Origin of the sequence: Agrobacterium sp. Ap1, from assembly GCF_017313375.1 — a bacterium.
Classification (GTDB): Bacteria; Pseudomonadota; Alphaproteobacteria; order Rhizobiales; family Rhizobiaceae; genus Neorhizobium; species Neorhizobium cellulosilyticum.
In genome coordinates, this window is record NZ_JAFLMY010000002.1 from 109,734 (window position 1) to 125,188 (window position 15,455).

The 15,455-nt window shown below is 60.0% G+C and carries 12 protein-coding genes; 5 read left to right on the top strand and 7 right to left on the bottom strand.

Translation table 11 applies throughout. The annotated features are described in order from the left end of the window. Nucleotides 1–30: 30 nt before the first annotated feature. The 5 genes from edd to JZX87_RS03960 all read right to left on the bottom strand — a co-directional run bounded on the left by edd (nt 31) and on the right by JZX87_RS03960 (nt 6,960). Nucleotides 31–1,848: a phosphogluconate dehydratase gene (gene edd / locus JZX87_RS03940; RefSeq protein WP_206824045.1), complete on the bottom strand. Its 1,818-nt coding sequence runs from the start codon at nt 1,846–1,848 to the stop codon at nt 31–33. Nucleotides 1,849–1,958: 110 nt separating this feature from the next. Then, nucleotides 1,959–2,657 (bottom strand): 6-phosphogluconolactonase, encoded by a 699-nt coding sequence (gene pgl / locus JZX87_RS03945; RefSeq protein ID WP_206824052.1) that lies wholly within the window; start codon nt 2,655–2,657, stop codon nt 1,959–1,961. Between the two features lie 5 nt (nt 2,658–2,662). Beyond that, nucleotides 2,663–4,141: a glucose-6-phosphate dehydrogenase gene (gene zwf, locus JZX87_RS03950; protein WP_148148122.1), complete on the bottom strand. Its 1,479-nt coding sequence runs from the start codon at nt 4,139–4,141 to the stop codon at nt 2,663–2,665. 76 nt (nt 4,142–4,217) lie between these two features. Beyond that, nucleotides 4,218–5,507, bottom strand: a complete 1,290-nt coding sequence (locus tag JZX87_RS03955) for an NAD(P)/FAD-dependent oxidoreductase (RefSeq protein ID WP_210348980.1) — start codon at nt 5,505–5,507, stop codon at nt 4,218–4,220. 10 nt (nt 5,508–5,517) lie between these two features. Next, nucleotides 5,518–6,960 (bottom strand): glutamine synthetase family protein, encoded by a 1,443-nt coding sequence (locus JZX87_RS03960; RefSeq protein WP_206824054.1) that lies wholly within the window; start codon nt 6,958–6,960, stop codon nt 5,518–5,520. Nucleotides 6,961–7,085: 125 nt separating this feature from the next. On the opposite strand from JZX87_RS03960, the gene JZX87_RS03965 reads away from it, so the two are divergent. From JZX87_RS03965 to JZX87_RS03970, 3 genes are all read left to right on the top strand, one after another. Then, nucleotides 7,086–8,270, top strand: a complete 1,185-nt coding sequence (locus tag JZX87_RS03965; protein ID WP_206824055.1) for a BaiN/RdsA family NAD(P)/FAD-dependent oxidoreductase — start codon at nt 7,086–7,088, stop codon at nt 8,268–8,270. Between the two features lie 158 nt (nt 8,271–8,428). Beyond that, nucleotides 8,429–8,563, top strand: coding sequence for a hypothetical protein (locus tag JZX87_RS31215; protein WP_280518264.1), 135 nt, complete (start codon nt 8,429–8,431; stop codon nt 8,561–8,563). 151 nt (nt 8,564–8,714) lie between these two features. Further along, nucleotides 8,715–10,565, top strand: a complete 1,851-nt coding sequence (locus JZX87_RS03970) for a methyl-accepting chemotaxis protein (protein ID WP_206824056.1) — start codon at nt 8,715–8,717, stop codon at nt 10,563–10,565. Nucleotides 10,566–10,814: 249 nt separating this feature from the next. Here the strand turns inward: JZX87_RS03970 and JZX87_RS03975 are convergent, their stop codons facing one another. Together JZX87_RS03975 and aceA are read right to left on the bottom strand one after the other, a co-directional pair. After that, a complete protein-coding gene (locus tag JZX87_RS03975; RefSeq protein ID WP_148148117.1) occupies nt 10,815–11,066 on the bottom strand; it encodes an SMc00767 family acetate metabolism repressor in 252 nt (83 codons plus the stop codon). 215 nt (nt 11,067–11,281) lie between these two features. Beyond that, complete coding sequence (aceA, locus tag JZX87_RS03980; protein ID WP_206824057.1) at nt 11,282–12,571, bottom strand: isocitrate lyase; 1,290 nt, start codon at nt 12,569–12,571, stop codon at nt 11,282–11,284. A gap of 196 nt (nt 12,572–12,767) precedes the next feature. On the opposite strand from aceA, the gene JZX87_RS03985 reads away from it, so the two are divergent. Both JZX87_RS03985 and JZX87_RS03990 read left to right on the top strand, forming a co-directional pair. After that, nucleotides 12,768–14,186, top strand: a complete 1,419-nt coding sequence (locus JZX87_RS03985) for a short-chain fatty acyl-CoA regulator family protein (protein WP_183824096.1) — start codon at nt 12,768–12,770, stop codon at nt 14,184–14,186. A 158-nt stretch (nt 14,187–14,344) separates the two neighbouring features. Then, nucleotides 14,345–15,439: a polyamine ABC transporter substrate-binding protein gene (locus JZX87_RS03990; RefSeq protein WP_148148114.1), complete on the top strand. Its 1,095-nt coding sequence runs from the start codon at nt 14,345–14,347 to the stop codon at nt 15,437–15,439. Nucleotides 15,440–15,455 lie beyond the last annotated feature (16 nt).

Here is a 15,455-nt window from a genome sequence, read left to right on the forward strand (position 1 = left end):
CTTTTTGCTGTTTGATCCGCAGCGTGTGCCTCAGGCAAAAACGCTTGCGCCCTGATCAGCCCTGCCGACATTGCGGCGGAAGGCGGAGAACAGCTCGCGGCCCATGCCGAATTCGTTTTCGGAAAGATCGGCTTCGGCCGGCGTGCGGGCATCGAATTCCGCTGCGTCCACCAGCACTTCCAGCGTTCCGGCAACCGCGTCGAGACGGATCATGTCGCCTTCGCGGATTTTCGCGATCGCGCCGCCGTCGGAAGCTTCCGGCGTCATGTGGATTGCTGCCGGCACCTTGCCGGATGCGCCCGACATGCGGCCGTCAGTGACGAGGGCGACCTTGAAGCCGCGGTCCTGCAACACGCCGAGCGGGGGCGTCAGGCGGTGAAGTTCCGGCATGCCGTTCGCCTTCGGTCCCTGGAAGCGGACGACGGCAATGAAGTCACGGTTCAGCTCGCCGCGCTTGAACGCATCCTGCAGGCCCTGCTGGTCGTGGAAGATCACGGCCGGTGCCTCGATCACATGGCGCTCCGGCTTGACGGCCGAAATCTTGATGACGCCATGGCCGATATTGCCGGAAAGCATCTTCAACCCGCCGGTCTTCTGGAACGGCTGGTCGACGGTTGTTAGAACCTTCGGGTCACCGCTGACCTCCGGCACGCTTTCACGCGTCACCTGGCCGTCTGCGCCGAGCTTGGCTTCGACCGTATAGGCTTCCAGCCCGTGACCGAAGACGGTGCGCACGTCGTCATGCACATAACCGCCGCGAAGAAGCTGCTTGATCAGGAAACCCATGCCGCCGGCAGCGTGGAAATGGTTCACGTCGGCAAGCCCGTTCGGATAGACGCGGGCGAGAAGCGGTACGGTATCCGAAAGCTCGGAAATATCCTGCCAGGTCAGGTGAATGCCTGCAGCCCGCGCCATTGCGACCAGATGCATCGTGTGATTGGTTGATCCGCCCGTCGCATGCAAGCCGACGACGCCGTTGACGATCGAGCGCTCGTCGATCATCTCGCCGGCCGGTGTAAATTCATTGCCCATGGCGGTGATGGCGAGTGCCCGTTTCGCAGCTTCGCGGGTGAGCGCTTCGCGCAGCGGCGTGCCCGGATTGACGAAGGAGGCGCCGGGCATATGGAAGCCCATGATCTCCATAAGCATCTGGTTGGAATTGGCCGTGCCATAGAAGGTGCAGGTGCCGGGACCATGATAGGACTTGGATTCGGCTTCCAGAAGCTCGGTGCGACCGACCTTGCCTTCCGCATAGAGCTGGCGAATGCGCGACTTCTCGTCATTCGGCAGGCCCGAGGTCATCGGACCGGCCGGAATGAACACGGCCGGCAGGTGTCCAAAGGAAAGCGCGGCAATCACCAGGCCAGGCACGATCTTGTCGCAGATGCCGAGATAGACGGAAGCGTCGAACATGTTGTGGGAAAGGCCGATACCGGCCGCCATGGCGATCGTATCCCGCGAGAACAGCGACAGTTCCATGCCCGGCTGGCCCTGCGTGACGCCGTCGCACATGGCCGGAACCGCACCTGCCACCTGTGCAATGCCGCCCGCTTCACGGGCAGCTTCCCGGATGATCGGCGGAAATGTCTCATAGGGCTGATGCGCCGAGAGCATGTCGTTGTAGGCCGTGATGATGCCGAGGTTCGGAACGACGTCTCCGGACAGCGCCTCCTTCTCGGCGGGGGAACAGACGGCAAATCCATGTGCCAGGTTCCCGCAGGAAAGAACCGCCCGGTGCGGCCCCTTGGCGACCGCCCGTTGCAATCGGTCGAGATAGGCCTCGCGATGCGGTTTGGATCGCTCGATGATCCTTGCCGTGATCGCCTGAATGCTGGAATGCGCCGCCATGTCAAAACCTCCTTCGGGCAATCCCGGCTTGGGAGAGGCCAAAGCCACCGGGATTGCATGTCTCGTCAATGTGTTGCCGCCTGACGAGCGCCAGGCGGACGATAGGTGCCTCAGGGCGCCCAGTAGATCTCGAGCGGTGAAACCGCTCTGGTGAGTACGGCGCGGATCGGCATGTTCTTCTCGTCCGATCCGGCTTCAGCCTTCGCCAGCACGTCCTTCTTCTCCTGGCCCTCGATATGCAGCACCAGAAGCGGTGCGTCGGAGAGACTGGAGAAAGTGAAGGTCAGCCGCTCTTCGCCGGCACCTTCCGCCGCCATGGTCATCACGCCGCGCGGCGTCGAAAGATTGAGCGCTTTGGCAAGATGATTGCCACGCGGAAAGAACGATGCAGTATGCCCGTCGCCGCCCATGCCGAGGATCGCGACATCGAACGGATTGCAGATCGAAGCCGTCTTTCCGGTTGCAATTTCCGCGGCTGCATCGATCGTTGCCGCTTCGTGATAGAGCGGGATGAAGGTCGTGGCCGCAGCCTTGTCCTTGAGCAGATGCGTTGCGACCAGAAGATGATTGGACCGTGGGCTGTCGGCCGGCACGAAACGTTCGTCGACCAGCGTCACCGAAACCTTAGTCCAGTCGAGATCCTTGCCCGAAAGCGCCTCGAAGAAGCGTTTTGGCGTCGACCCGCCGGAAACGGCGATGGACGCCGCTCCCTTTTTCGAGATCGCTGCGGAAAGCTGCTTGGCAACCTTGTCGGCTAGCGCTTCGGCGAGATCGGCTCCATTGGCAAACTCATGAAAAGTCGATGCCATGGTCTTCAGCCTTCGTGCCAAGTGCGGCCGTCACGCTCGATCAGTGCAATCGCCTGGCTCGGACCCCAGGTGCCGGCCGTGTAACCCTGCGCCACCTGTCCGGTCTCTTCCCAGCCCTTGAGGATAGGATCGACCCATTCCCATGCGGCTTCGACTTCGTCGCGGCGCATGAATAGCGTCTGGTTGGCACGGATCGTGTCCATCAGCAGGCGCTCGTAGGCGTCCGGGCTGCGGGCGTTGAAGGCTTCGGCAAAGCTCATGTCGAGCGAAACATTGCGCAGGCGCATGCCGCCCGGACCTGGGTCCTTGATCATCAGCGACTGCTTGACGCCTTCGTCCGGCTGCAGGCGGATGATCAGCTGGTTGGCCGAAATCCGGCCCGCTGCCGTGTCGAAAATGTTGTGCGGCACAGGCTTGAAGGAAATCACGATTTCCGAAACGCGGCTCGCAAGGCGCTTGCCCGTGCGAATGTAGAAGGGAACGCCGGCCCAGCGCCAGTTGCCGATCTCGGCCTTGATGGCGACGAAGGTTTCGGTGTTGGAAACGCCACCTTCCAGCTCTTCGAGATAACCCTTGACCGGGCCGCCCGCGGAGGCACCGGCGCGGTACTGGCCGCGCACCGTCATCACTTCGCAATTGTCGGCGGTGATCGGCTTCAGCGCCCGCAGCACCTTGAGCTTCTCGTCACGCACCGCTTCGGAATTCATCGAAGACGGGGTTTCCATCGCAACAAGGCAAAGCAGCTGCATGATATGGTTCTGCACCATGTCGCGCAGTGCGCCGGCCGTGTCATAATAACCGGCGCGACCTTCGAGGCCGACAGCTTCGGCGACAGTGATCTGCACGTGGTCGATATAGTTGGCGTTCCAAAGCGGCTCGTAAAGCGCGTTGGCAAAACGCAGCGCCATCAGGTTCTGGACGGTTTCCTTGCCCAGATAGTGGTCGATACGGTAGATTTGCTCTTCCTTGAACACCTTGCCGATCGTGTCGTTCAGTTCCAGCGCGGAGGCGAGGTCACGGCCGATCGGCTTCTCGACGACGATGCGGGTCGACTTGGTGATCAGCTTGTGGTCGCGGATCTTTTCCGAAATCGCGCCGAAAATCGCCGGCGCAACGGCCAGATAGAAGGCGCGAATGCGCTCCTTGCCGGTGCCTTCGTCGAGAATCTTCTTCAGCTTGTCCCAGCCCTGATCGGACTTGGCATCCACGGAAATGTAGAAGATGCGCTCGCAGAAGGCCTTGACCTGAGCCTCGTCATATTCGCCCTTCTTCAGATGCTCCTTGAGCGCATCCTCGGCGAACTTGCGGTATTCTTCATTGGAAAGCGCGCTACGGGACGCGCCGATGATCCGCGTCGGCTCCGTGAACTGGCCTTCGATCTGCCGGTGATACAGCGCCGGAAGAAGCTTGCGCTCTGCAAGGTCACCGGTTGCGCCGAAGACGATGCAATCGAATGGTTCCACTGGAATGATCTGGCTGCTCATCGCTCAACTTTCGTCATGTGTGGTTGGGGTGTGTCTTATGCTAATCGATTTAAAAAGGCCAGCCCGAATGTCGGCGTCAAATACGGTCTCTTAGCGCAAACCAGGTTAATGCAAGGAAAAGCAGTGGTTTACGCATTGCATGTCCTCCCGGAAAGGCAGGTATGTTAAGATCGGCCAGCACGTCGAGCTCGCTTTTTCGTCCAGCGACCATTTCAGCATAAAGCTTGCCGCAGTAATTTGACAGCATCACGCCATGGCCGGAATATCCACCGATCGACGTCACGCCGGGCATGACCTGGCGCACGAAAGGCCTTCGCGGCAGAGTGATCCCCACATTGCCGCCCCAGGCATGGGTTACCCGCACATCCTTCAAGGCCGGATAGGTGGTGACGATCTGCTGCCGTATCGCCTCGGCCGTATCGCTCGGGTTTTTCGAACTATAGACCTCACGGCCGCCGAACAGCAGCCGGTTATCCTTCGACTTGCGGAAATAGCGCACCACGAAGCGGCTGTCGCAGACAGCCTCCATGCCCGGAATGACATGCGGGAAAGCATCGAGCGGCTCGGTTGCCGCGATGAACGAGCCGATCGGCATCACATGCGCTGAGGTGACCGGTTCGAGATCGCCGATATAGGCATTGGTGGCGATCAGCACCCGGTCGGATGTTAGCGTGCCTCTCGGCGTCTCGACCTTGATCTTGCCGCCCTCGCGGCGGATCGCCGTCGCCTTCGTATTCTCGTAAATGCCGGCGCCCGCCGCCTTGGCAACCTTCGCCAGGCCGATCAGAAATTTCAGCGGATGGATATGGCCGGTGCCGGTATCGCGCACACCGCAATAATAATCCTTGGTGCCGACCCGCTCTTCCGTCTCCGCTTTGTCCATGAAGGACATGTGCGGATAGGCGTAGCGTTCGGCGGCGATCTCCGCATTGGCGCGGTAATCGCGCTCATATCCCCGTTTGTGTGACACGTTGAGCTGGCCCGGCATGTAATCCATGTCTATGCCATGCAGTGTCGCAAAATCGTGAAGATGCCGCTTGGCGTTTTCTGCCATCTCGAACAAATGCTTGGAGCGTTCGTAGCCCAGTTCCTTCTCGGCCTCTTCCGGCCACCAGCGCTGCCCGGTGCCGAGCTGCCCGCCATTGCGGCCGGAGCCGCCATCGCCGAAGTGCCCGCCTTCGATCAGCGCCACGGAGACGCCGGAAGCCGCCAGATTACAGGCCGCCTGCAACCCGGTGTAACCGCCGCCGATGATCGTCACGTCCACCGTTTGTGACTCGTCGAGCGAGGGATAGGTAGGGCGCTCGTCGACGCTTGCCTGATACCAGGAAAGACCCGGTGCGATCGGGCTCTGCCATGTATCCATGCCACTCACCTTAAACGTTGAGAAGCAGGAACTCGCGCTCCCACGGGCTGATCACCTGCATGAAGGTCTCGAATTCCCCGCGTTTGACGCCTGCATAGATACCGATGAACTCCTTGCTGAACACCTCTGCCAGCGCCGGCTCCTCTTCCAGCAAGGAGACTGCCTTCAGGAGATCGCGCGGCAGATCGATCGCACCTTCATTGGCGGATTCGTCCGTCGGCGGTGTCGGCTCGATCTTGTTCATGATGCCGAGCAACCCGCAGCCGAGCGAAGCGGCGAGTGCCAGATAGGGATTGGCGTCCGAACTCGGCAGCCGGTTTTCCACACGTCGCGCAACCGGATCGGAGACCGGCACGCGGAACGCCGTGGTGCGGTTGTCGTAACCCCAGGCGGTATTGACCGGCGCCGCCATGTCCGGCGTCAGGCGACGATAGGAATTCACATAGGGCGCCATCATGACCAGCGCCTTCGGAATAAAGGTCTGCATCCCGCCGATGAAATGGAAGAATTCCTTCGACGCTTTTCCATCCTTGTTGGAGAAGATGTTCTTGCCCGTATCGATGTCGACCACAGACTGGTGGATGTGCATGGCCGACCCCGCCTGGCCCTGCATTGGCTTGGCCATGAAGGTCGCGTAGATGCCGTGTTTCATCGCCGCTTCACGGATCGTCCGCTTGAACATGAATACCTGGTCGGCCAGTTCCACCGGATCGCCGTGACGCAGGTTGATTTCGAGCTGCGCCGGTCCTTCTTCGTGGATCAGCGTGTCTATCTCCAGCCCCTGCTTTTCGGAGAAATGGTAGATGTCGTCGATGAGTTCGTCGAACTCGTTGATGCCGGCGATCGAATAGCCCTGCCCACCGAGGATGGAACGGCCCGACCGGCCCTTCGGCGGGTGCAGCGGATAATCCGGGTCGTCGTTCTTGGCGACCAGATAGAACTCGATTTCCGGTGCCACGACCGGCTTCCAGCCACGCTCGTTATAGAGCCTGACGACATTCTTCAGCACGTTGCGCGGCGTATAGGCGACTGCATTGCCCTCGGTATTGACGATATCGCAGATCACCTGTGCCGTCGGATCGGTTTCCCATGGCACGACGGAGAGCGTCGAAAGATCCGGCATCAGCTTAAGATCGCTGTCGCGCGGCTCGTAGCGGAAGCTCTCGGTCTCTTCCGGATATTCGCCGGAAATCGTGTGTCTGTAGAGCGCCGATGGCAGCGCCAGCGATGTGTTGGAGGTGAATTTCGACGACGGCATCATCTTGCCGCGCGGCACGCCGGCAAGGTCGGGCGTGATGCATTCGATATCTTCGATCCCTCGCGCGCGCAGCCATGCCGCGGCCTCCTGCCAGTCTGCCACGCCGCGAAGCGAGGTCAACGTTGGTTGGGCGACGGCGGCCTTTGCGACCGTACCGACTTCAACTGCAGCGGGATTGGCTTTTTTGGTTGGCATGACACACCGGGTGAGGTTGATCGAATGTTCCCATCATAGCCACCGATCGGCAATTGGCGAGGGGGAGGCGTTGACTTTGGGTGAACTATGTCGAACAGCGAAAGCGGCAACCAATGGAGTGATGATTGGCCCGTAAATTCGATGTGGTGATCCTCGGCGCAGGTGCCGCCGGCATGATGTGCGCGATCCGCGCCGGTGCGCGTGGGCGTTCCGTTCTGGTTCTCGACCACGCCAAAGCTCCGGGCGAGAAGATCCGCATTTCCGGCGGCGGTCGCTGCAACTTCACCAATATTCATGCCGGCCCGAAGAATTATCTCTCTTCCAACCCGCATTTCGTCAAATCAGCACTCGCCCGGTATTCGGCGCAGGATTTTATCGATCTGGTGAACCGCCACGGCATCGCCTTCCACGAAAAGACACTGGGTCAGCTCTTCTGCGATGACAGCGCCAAGGACATCATCCGCATGTTGCTGTCAGAGATGGAAGCGGTAAGGGCCAAGCTCGAACTCCAGACCGGCGTCACCTCGGTGGAAGGTAGCGCTGACGGTTTTCGCATCGTCACCTCCACCGGCGAGACGATCGAAGCCGGCTCCGTCGTCGTTGCCACCGGCGGCAAGTCGATCCCGAAAATGGGCGCGACCGGTCTCGCTTATGACATCGCCAGGCAGTTCGATCTGAAGCTCGTCGAAACCCGCCCTGGCCTGGTGCCGCTGACGCTCGATCAGGGGCTTCTGGAAAAGCTCGCGCCGCTTTCGGGCATCGCCGCACCCGCCGAAATCCGCCATGGCAAGACTAGCTTCCGCGAGGCTCTGCTTTTCACCCATCGCGGCTTGAGCGGTCCCGCGATCCTGCAGATCTCGTCCTATTGGCGTGAAGGTGACGAGATCACGCTCGTGATCGAACCGGATCGCCGGATCGCCGACGACCTGAAGGCTGCCCGCAAGGCCAACGGCAAGCAGCTGGTGCAGACGGCGCTTTCCGATATCCTGCCCAAGCGGCTTGCGCAGTTCTTCGCCGAGAAACATCCCGCGGCAACGAAGCTTGCGGACTGTTCCGACAAGGTTTTCGACGCCGTCGCCGCTTCGATCCAGGACTGGCGAATCCGTCCGGCAGGCTCCGAAGGTTATCGCACGGCCGAAGTCACGCTCGGTGGCATCGATACTTCGGAACTCGATTCCAAGACGATGCAGGCAAAGTCTGTTCCCGGCCTATACTTCATCGGCGAATGCGTCGACGTCACTGGTTGGCTCGGCGGCTACAATTTTCAATGGGCGTGGTCGTCCGGCCATGTCTGCGGAGAATCGCTTTGATCCTGGCATTCACGCCCGCATGGCTCCGGTTGTGGCGGTATCGTTCAGCACTTCTTAATGTAACGAACTGATCCTGCCATAATCCCAGCTTATTTTGATGTTCAAGATCGAAAAAGGCTGCCACTATAGGTTTGATTATCGTCTCGGAGTTCCAATCCATGCCGAATGCTCGCCGTACCCGCGCCATTGCAATTGCCAAGGCGGATGACCGCGCAAAACTCTTTCGTTTCAGCATGCTGATGATTGCCGCTGGAACCACGGCTGCACTTTTGGCCGTACCGGTACTGTTTTAAGCGGTACGCTAATTTAATCGGATTTTCAGTGGCTTTGGGCTGGTTTGCTTTGCGCGACCGCCTCCAAATTCTTGACGTTTGTCAAGTTTAGCAAAAATTTCACCTATGTCGGCGAGTGTGTGTGGGAAATTTACACCCACAAAGGCTCCCCATGAAAAAGATCGTACCTTCTTCGGTCGTCACTAAAATTGTATTTCTTTGTCTCTTTCTTATCGTGGTTGCAGTCTCCGCCGTTTCCGGCCTTGCCTACAACACGTTTCGCAAGGACATCATGGAAACGGCTGTGGAGGATACGCACAAGTCCATCCGGACGATGGCGTTAATCTATGAGACGGCTGTGGCGGGTGCAAAAACAGCACTTTCTGACGGAAAGCTCACCAGGGTAACTGCCGGCGAGGGGGCACTTCAGGGCCATGATCTTGTCGATCGTACCGCCGGCTCCATCGGTGGCGTAGCGACGGTGTTCGAAAAGCAGGGCAGCGATTATGTCCGCATCTCCACCAACGTGAAAAACGAGAAGGGCGAACGTGCCGTCGGCACCAAGCTCGTTGCCGATCACCCGGCACAGAAGGCTCTGGCCAAAGGCGAGGCCTATTATGGGCCGGCCGTTCTTTTCGGTCGCGATTTCATGACCGCCTATTATCCCGTTGTGAACGCCTCCGGCGCTGTCAGCGGCGTACTCTTCATAGGCATTCCGATGGAGGTCTATTTCGCCCACATCGCCTCTGCCGGCACGGCCTTGATGGTCTCCTCGCTGCTTGCGCTTCTCTTCATTGCCGTTGCCAGCTATTTCGTCATTCGCAGGCTCGTCAGTCCGCTTGGTGTCCTGACCGGCTCCGTCCGGGCGATTGCCGATGGCGACAACAAGTCCGAGATCCCTTACACCGCACGCTCTGACGAGTTCGGCAACATTGCCCGCGCCCTGCAGGTTTTCCGCGACAACGCGCTCGAAAAACTGCGCATCGAGCATCAGAGTGCCATGGAACGCGCAGAGGCCGAAGCCGAACGCGAACGCAACGACAGTGACAAGCGCATGGTCGACAGTCAGATTGATCAGGCTGTCGCAGCACTCGGCACGGCCCTGTCGCACCTGTCGCAGGGGGATCTCTCGGTCACTATTGACCAGCCTTTCTCCGGCAAGCTGGAACCGCTGCGCACCGATTTCAACGGTTCGATCCTCAAGCTGCGCGACACGCTGTCCCACATTCGTCAGAGCACGATGGCAATCCAGAAGAGCAGCGCCGATCTCAGCCATTCGTCCGCTGATCTGTCTCGCCGCACCGAAAGCCAGGCGGCTTCGCTGGAGGAGACCGCGGCTGCTGTCGAGGAAATCACGGCAACCGTGCGCTCTTCCGCCGATCGTGCCCGCGAGGCGAACGAGGCCGTTGGTCACACGAAGAAGAACGCCGACAATTCCGGCACCGTCGTCAAGAATGCTGTCGAGGCCATGGGGCGTATCGAAGACGCGTCGCAGAAGATCGAACTGATCATCGAGGTGATTGACGACATCGCCTTCCAGACCAACCTTCTTGCTCTGAATGCCGGTATCGAGGCGGCCCGCGCGGGTGAAGCCGGCAAGGGGTTTGCGGTTGTCGCGCAGGAAGTGCGTGAACTGGCGCAGCGCTCAGCCGATGCGGCCAAGGAAATCAAAGGCTTGGTCAACCAGGCGACCAACGAGGTCGGTTCCGGTGTCTCGCTCGTCCAGCAGGCCGGCGAAGTGCTCGCCACGATCAGCAGCGAGATCGTTGTCATCAGCCAGCATGTCGAAACCATCGCCACCGCCAGCCGCGACCAGTCGGCAGCGCTTTCCAACATCAATCAGTCCGTCAACCAGATGGATCAGATGACCCAGCAGAACGGCGCAATGGTGGCCGAAACCAGCGAGGCAAGCCAGCGCCTGGCGGCAGAGACCGAAGCCCTGTTCGACCTGCTGCAGCAGTTCCGCATCGATGCGGCCGCCACGGGCACGCAGTCTTCTTATCGCTACAGCAAGGCCGCCTGAACGGCGTCTCTTGAAGATCGGCAACCAGATGTAAGAAAGGGCGGCTTGAGGCCGCCCTTTCTTTTGGCAGGGAGATGAAAAGGCATGGTGGCCGAAGGGCTCCCAAGAGGCTCCCTAATGGCTCCATCGGCCCGGCTCTTGTCCGGCCGGTGTTTGAGGCAATTCCAGCACAAGTGTGAAACTTTGACTGCTGAATTTGCGACAAATTGCGGGACGGTGCGGTCCGACCCGGCAATCTTGCACCCGCCGCTACTGAAGCCTGTTGGTCATGACGACGGGAACCATAAGGTCGCCCCAGTGGCCGTCGCCGCCGTGATGCCGCGCCGAACGGATCAGCTCGACCGAAACGCCGGCCTCGACTGCTTTCATGACGGCATGGTTCAGCCGGTGCAGGTCATTGGCAAGCGAGCGGATCGCTGCCTGCTGATCGGCGGTCATGGCGCTTGCCTGCTCCTCCGCCCGTTCTTTTACATGGGTCTTGATGGGTGCCTGGATCGTCATTTCGGGGTCTCCTTTCGTTGGGTTTGGTGGTCTTGATATCTCTTGTTGCCGTGAGCCTTTTGCGGATGGCGAAGTCCCCCTCTGGCCTGCCGGCCATCTCCCCCACAAGGGGGGAGAAAAATCGCGGCAGCCGCCCATTTCACCTGTGAACGCTGGCGGTGAGGCTGGGTTAAGCCCTCCCCCTTGTGGGGAGGGTGGGGAGGGGACTTTGCGGCTCACTCCGCCGCCGGCCGGAACTGTGCATGCTCGGTGGACTCTCCCATCGCGGTCGTCGACGACAGCCCGCCGGTGATCGCCATCGACACGGCATCGAAATAACCGGTGCCGACTTCGCGCTGGTGTTTGGTCGCCGTATATCCGTTGATCTCGGAAGCGAATTCCGCCTCCTGCAGCTCTGAATAGGCGGCCATCTGCCGGTCCTTGTAACCGCGAGAAAGTTCGAACATGCCGAAATTCAGCTGGTGGAACCCGGCGAGCGTGATGAACTGGAACTTATAGCCCATCGCCCCCAGTTCCCGCTGGAATTTCGCGATCGTCGCGTCGTCGAGGTTCTTTTTCCAGTTGAACGACGGTGAGCAATTGTAAGCCAGCATCTTGCCCGGATGTTCCCGGTGCACGCCCTCGGCAAACTTGCGCGCCTGCTCCAGATCCGGTTTCGACGTCTCGCACCAGATCAGGTCGCAATGCGGAGCGTAAGCGACGGCACGGGCAATGCAGGGCTCAAGCCCGTTCTTCACTCGATAGAACCCTTCCGCCGTCCTCCCGGCATCGTAATCGACAAAGGGCCGGTCGCGCTCGTCGATATCCGAGGTCAGAAGCTTTGCAGCTTCCGCATCCGTGCGGGCAATCACCAGCGTCGGTACGCCCATGACGTCGGCGGCAAGCCGCGCCGCAGTCAGGTTGCGGATGTGCGCCGCAGTCGGGATCAGCACCTTGCCGCCCAGATGGCCGCATTTCTTTTCGGACGCCAGCTGGTCCTCGAAATGAACGCCCGCGGCGCCAGCCTCGATAAACGCCTTCATGATCTCGAAAGCGTTGAGCGGTCCGCCGAACCCGGCTTCTGCATCGGCAACGATCGGCGCAAACCACGTCTCGACCGAAAGCCCCTTGCCCTCGGACGTCTCGATCTGGTCGGCGCGTTGCAGGGTGCGGTTGATCCGCCGCGCCAGTTCCGGTGCCGCATTGGCCGGATAAAGCGACTGGTCCGGATACATCGAGGATGCGGTATTGCTGTCCGCCGCCACCTGCCAGCCGGAGAGATAGATGGCCTTTAAGCCCGCGCGCACCTGCTGCATCGCCTGATTGCCAGTCATGGCGCCGAGCGCATTGACGAAATCCTCAGCTTTCAAAAGCTCCCACAGCCGGTTCGCACCTTTTTCCGCCAGCGAATAACGGATCTCGATCGAGCCGCGCAGCCGCTGCACGTCCTCAGCCGAATAGGGGCGGGTGATCCCGTCGAACCGGCCGTCAGGCGCATTGGCAACGAGCTTGTAAAAATCTGTCATCTGTCTCTCTCCCACTGGTTTTGAACTTTGGATCAGGCCCGAAAGCTCATGTGAAATATTTACAGAATGACGAATGTTAATTCTATAAGTGCATGATATAAAAGAAGTTACGATGTCACGACTTACACAGAAGCGAGTTGAGTTTTGTAAATATTGTAAAATCGAAGCCGCGTAAAACTTTGACAGGAGGAGGTCTATAGTGGAGCGGAAGGTATTTGCGGGAGGCCGCGTCAGGCGGGTCCGGCTCGGGCTTGGTTTGACCCAGACCGCCATGGCAGGCGCGCTGGAAATCTCTCCCTCCTATCTCAACCTGATCGAGCGCAACCAGCGGCCGCTGACGGTGCAGCTTCTGTTGAAGCTCGCCTCCACCTACAAGGTGGATCTCGATGCGCTCCAGGGGGAGGGCGGCGGGCTTGCCCCCCAGCTGCGCGAAGTTTTTGCAGATCCGCTCCTGGCCGGTGAAATCCCCGGCGATCAGGAAATTGTCGAAGTCGCGGAAGCGGCGCCCAATGCGGCACTCGCCACGGTAAAACTCTATCGCGCCTATCGCGAACAGGCGGGCCGGCTTTCCGATCTCGCGGTCCTGCTGGCAAGCGAAGGCCGCGAGATGGCAACCAGCAGCAGCCGAATGCCGATGGATGAGGTGCGCCAGTCGCTGGAACGTCGCCCGAACTTTTTTCCCCGCCTGGAGGATGCGGCAGAGGCTCTGGCAAAGACCTTCTCCGCCGGAGACGACCTACCCTCCGCCCTACGCACATGGCTGAAGAACGAGCGTGGCATAACCGTCCGCACGCTTCCCTCTCACGTTATGCCGAGCTTGCGTCGCCGTTACGATCGCCACAGCATGCGGCTCTTCCTCTCGGAGCGCCTCTCGCCCTTCGATCGCAACCGGGAACTGGCGACTGAAGTCGCACTGCTGGCAATGGCGACGGAAATCGATGCGGAGCTGGACGGCCTGTCCCTGCAGACGGCAGAAGCCCGGCGTATCGCCCGCTTCGAGCTTGCCCGTTATGCGGCCCATGCGCTGCTCATGCCCTACGCGGCGTTTCTGGCGGCCGCACAGCGCGCCCGTTACGATATCGATATCCTGCGCGCCCGCTTCGATGTCTCCTTCGAACAGGCTGCAAACCGCCTGACCTCCCTCTGTCGGCCGGACGCTGCCGGTATTCCTTTCTTCCTCATGGAGATGGATCACGCTGGCAATGTCGTGCGTCGCGCGGGCGCCCAAGGCTTTCCGCAATCCCGCTTCGGTGGCCGTTGTCCCAAGCTCGGCATCCATTCCGCCTTTGCCGAGCCCGGCCGCATCCTCGTCGATCGCGTGGAGATGCCGGAAGAGGACGCCTTTCTCACCGTGTCGAGAACGCTGGAAGGTCCGCAGGCGGATTTCGGCGAGCGGATCCGACGTACGGCGATCCTCATCGGTTGCGATATCGGCTTTGCAGCCGATGTGGCCTATGCCGCGGCGCTGCCGGCCACCGGCTTTGCCGTCGAATCCGGCCCCGCCTGCCGCATCTGCGAGCGCAAGGCCTGTCTGTCGCGTGCCGAGCCGCCGATCACACGCCCGCTCGGGCTTGACGAAATGGTGACCGGCCTCAGCGCCTTCGACTTTCAGTAGCCCCTTGGGTAATTTGCACGACAAGCCTTGGGGGCAAGTCATTCCGCAGTGCACATTCCCACTTGTAGGTCGTAAAAATCCTTTCTACTCTCACGTTCAAATACAGAGGGAATTCCTGCGTGGGGGCACCCGCGGAGAAAAAAGAAACAGGAGAAATCATGAGAACCCACCTGCTTGGAATGGCGGCAGCACTTGCTGTTACCGCCCTTGGCTCCTCCGCTTTTGCGCAGGAAAAGGTCGTCCACGTCTATAACTGGTCGGACTATATCGATGAGTCCATTCTCGAGGATTTCACCAAGGAAACCGGCATCAAGGTCGTTTACGACGTTTTTGACAGCAATGATCTCGTGGAAACCAAGCTGCTTGCCGGCGGCTCGGGTTATGACGTCGTTGTCCCGACCGGTCCGTTCCTTGCCCGCCAGATCACGGCCGGAGTGTTCCAGAAGCTCGACAAGTCGAAGCTGCCGAACCTCACCAACATGTGGCCGCTCGTGTCCGAGCGTCTGGCAAAATATGATCCTGGCAACGAATATGCCGTCAACTACATGTGGGGCACCACCGGCATCGGCTATAATGTCGACAAGGTGAAGGCAGCGCTCGGCGATGTGCCGATCGACAGCTGGGACGTCCTGTTCAAGCCGGAAAACGCAGAAAAGCTGAAGTCCTGCGGCATCAACATTCTCGATGCCTCCGACGAAACGTTCGCCATCGCCATGAACTATGTCGGCAAGAACCCGGACAGCAAGGAAACTGCCGATCTGGAAGCCGGCGGCGAGGTCTTCAAGAAGATCCGTCCTTTCGTGAAGACGTTCAACGCCTCGGCCTATATAGATGAGCTCGCTAACGGCGACAGCTGCATCACCATCGGTTGGTCGGGCGACGTGCTGCAGGCGAAGTCGCGCGCCGAAGAAGCTGGCAACGGCGTCAAGGTCGAGTTCGTCATCCCCAAGGAAGGCACCTATATGTGGTTCGACAACCTCGCGATCCCGGCGGATGCGAAGAATGTCGAAGAGGCGCACGCCTTCATCAACTACCTGATGAAGCCGGAAGTCATCGCCAAGGCCTCCAACTATGTCCAGTATGCCAACGGCAACCTTGCCTCGCAGAAGTTCGTCGATAAGGAAGTGCTGGAAAATCCGTCGGTCTATCCGCCGGAAGATGTGGTGGCAAAGCTCTTCACCATCTCGCCTTACGGACCCAAGGAACAGCGCGTGCTGAACCGGGTCTGGACGCAGATCAAGACCGGCAGCTGATAGCTGACAATCCAAG